The 3,292-nt window shown below is 31.7% G+C and carries 2 protein-coding genes and 1 pseudogene; 1 reads left to right on the forward strand and 2 read right to left on the reverse strand.

Features of this window, described 5'->3' with window-relative positions:
• Positions 1-581: 581 nt before the first annotated feature.
• Together EQ827_RS08200 and EQ827_RS08205 are read right to left on the reverse strand one after the other, a co-directional pair.
• Positions 582-1,928 (reverse strand): hypothetical protein, encoded by a 1,347-nt coding sequence (locus EQ827_RS08200; RefSeq protein WP_181190502.1) that lies wholly within the window; start codon positions 1,926-1,928, stop codon positions 582-584.
• A gap of 457 nt (positions 1,929-2,385) precedes the next feature.
• Positions 2,386-2,586, reverse strand: coding sequence for a hypothetical protein (locus tag EQ827_RS08205; protein ID WP_181190503.1), 201 nt, complete (start codon positions 2,584-2,586; stop codon positions 2,386-2,388).
• A gap of 499 nt (positions 2,587-3,085) precedes the next feature.
• On the opposite strand from EQ827_RS08205, the pseudogene EQ827_RS09200 reads away from it, so the two are divergent.
• Positions 3,086-3,292: pseudogene (locus EQ827_RS09200) on the forward strand (transposase); the annotation flags it as partial.

Here is a 3,292-nt window from a genome sequence, read left to right on the forward strand (position 1 = left end):
TACTTATAGTAACTGCTTCAATTTTTATTCTACCTAGTCATCTTTAGATGTATAGTTCAACCCGACTTTATAGAAGTCATTAACATTGGCAGTTTCAGAATTAGAAACAAATTTGGCATTAAACAAAGCTTTATTTAATCAACTTCTTGTCGATGAAATTAGAACCGTTTCCAGTAAATAGTGAAGTATTAAATCATCCAATGCCGTATTAATTGTTTCAAAAAAAACACTAATATCAGTAAGTTGACACTTAAAGGTACAAAATCCACTAAAAGTAAAAAAGTCATGCTTTTTATAATCGTATCACAGTATTTATTATCTCAAGTAATCCACAAAATTCATTTAGTTCTTTTTGATATTTCATATAATTTTTATAAAAATTCAGTGCTAAAGCATATTTTTACTATTTTCCAATTTATCTTTGTCATTAGTATAAATTGTTGTTCCATGATTAAATAATTTTATATTAGCGTTTAGTAGATCTTTTATTACTCTAAAGATACATCAATATCGAACCATAATTAATTGAAGTTTTTAGAACTGGTTCGGAATAAACGTGTAATGTACCATTACTTATTCTTTTAAATTTGCAGATCAGTATATATATCTTGCATAACCAAAGATTTATTTTTCAAAGATGGCCAAGAGATATCAGGGATATTATCTAATACTATAGATCTTAAATATTGTATACCAGTAGTGATGATTTCCTCTTTTGTCATAGTGGCCACCTGATCATTATTCTTTAAAAAAACTGTTTTAGAAATAAGTTGCTGGTATTTATCATTAGATATTCTAGTCTTATCTTCACTAGAAAAATGACTTTCTCTTTTCTTTACATAATTCATAAAAAGTTTAAATGATGGTCGGTAAATATTTAAGTTTTTCTTTTTTAAAAGCTCACTTCCGGCTAAAAAGAGAGTCGTTTCATCTTCCTCACCTGATGGCTTAATGGTATATGATGCTCTTATAATGTTTTTTATTCCTAAGGCAGTTACTGCAGGATCAGGTGCTGTGAAATATTTAATTACAGTCATGCTAGGAAATTCTAAGCAGACCTTCCATTTATAAATATCTAATCCCATAGCAAAAGTAATTCCTTGACGATGTTGAAATAGAGAAAGCTGATTATGCAATCCATTTATATTAACCTTTTCTGCATATTCATCCAAATACTTACTGTCTTCAATTAACATTGCAGCCTCTGTAGTTAATATTCCTTTAGACTTATGCACAATTCTTTTGATCTCATTTAATTTTGGATTATGATTTTGCTGCATTCTATTCTTTAGCTTGAAAGACAACCCTCTTTCTGCTCCATTTCGATTTACAAAAGCATTAACGTTGTCTTGATATTCCACAATCTCATTTTTTATCTCTTTAAATTCACTTTCATGATATATACCTTGTTTGCAATACTCATCAATTACTTTTTTTATTTTTCTAAACAATTGCGTTTCCTTTTTCAAAAGAACTGCCGATAGTTCATACTTTGCTGTTTTAGAAGGATGTATATTATTATTAAATTCTAGTATGCTTGGATATTTCTTTTCTAATCGCTCATATCGCTCATAAGCTATTCCAGAATACTGATTTCTAGTTATAACATTTTGTGAAAGAACATTTGCTACACAATCTGTACCAATATGTAATTCTCTTCCATTTTCTAAATTTACAACAAAAACAACGGTTTTAGTTAATGGAGCATTGCATAATTGACAGTGTACTTCTTCGTTGGGAAAGCGTTCCAATACCTGATATTCATGCTTACCTTTCTTATAAGCCCACTCACTCATGGCTTGTTTAATCCAATCTAATTTAAAACGCTTAAAATCCCTAGTAACTTTTTCCGGTAGTTTTTCCTTATTCAAATCAATTTTTCCTTTTAAATAAGAGATATATTTACTACGCTCTTTATTCTTTTTCATGATCTCACTAAAAAGCAGCAATCTTCGATATTTGTTTTCAATTAACAACATATATTGTATTTGGATCCTCCTAATTTGAGTTAGTAACATTATACTAACGTTCTATATATAGCATGTCAAATAATCAAAATACAATATCTTGTGTTTTTGCTGCCGCTTGCAGAAACTAAAAGATAAGCCTCCGTATTATTCGTCCTTTATTTTAACAGCATCAAGCCCTACTATTCGGTTATCACGAATTTTTAAACCTATAAAAATACTATTAGTATTACCCGTGGTGCTAGTTAATTATGTTAATAGTATTAACAAATAAACATTGTTCTATCCTTGCTTGACTAAGTCTTGTGCAAATATTGCAATAATTGTCTGCCCGATTGCAGAGGCTGTTAAACCGGGAACGCTCCGGGAGCTTAAAAAAACAGCCTAAACTCTTTAAAAAGATATATAGCAGCGTTGATTAGTCATACCCAGCTCTACCTGCCAACACAGTAGAGCTAAAAGCTTGATATCTGAGGGAGTAGCTAGCTGAACGTTGCGCCGACAACGAATCTTCTGCGGGACAAATTGCCGATATAAGGAAGCAATAATCTTCAGCACCTTTGGCAATTGGACGTTGTAATAAAGAGCTTTGTTGGTTAAAATTAAATTGGTCTGACATAGGATTCACTTCTTTAGTCAACTACTACTAATGAAATAAAACCTATGTCAGACCAACTCCCGTGTTAACAACATTTATAGCTTTGCAATTTCGAATTAAAAGCTCGCAACAAATCATTGCTCACCTTTATTATCAACTTGTGCCCACAAATTGTGCCTACAAAAATTTGTAATCGACGTAATGCCCGTCCAGCCAAACTTACAGATATTGAACTCTCTGCTATCAAACAGAATTGGGTATAAATCACGCCACTACTATCATTTTTTAATCAGTAAGAACTGTTTAAAATTACCTGAATGCTTGAGTTTTAACCGGCTGTGTAACCGTGACTGACAATTACTGCAATTAATGCGTACTGTTTAGTGAAACAAATTTCTAGAAACACACACTACCATTTGGTCAGCTATACCACATAACTATTGAGTACGAAATTCTCGTGATCAAGCTGATATTTGCTATAATGTCACAAGCATCTACACCACTAAGCTTTTAACTCCATAATCAAAACTTAGTAGTACCTTATACCATTGCGAAAGCTTCAATTAATGATTCAAAATGATGGCCACTTTAGTAGATCAGTATGCTTGTTCGCAAATTTTAGCAGACAAGGGGTATTTAAGCCAAAAATTACAAGCGCATTTGTGGAGACAAGGAATCAATTTTTGGACACCAAAGCGCAAGAATATGAAGGATACCAGAATCAGCA

The sequence above is a fragment of the Bombilactobacillus bombi genome, assembly GCF_013607485.1.
GTDB lineage: Bacteria > Bacillota > Bacilli > Lactobacillales > Lactobacillaceae > Bombilactobacillus > Bombilactobacillus bombi_A.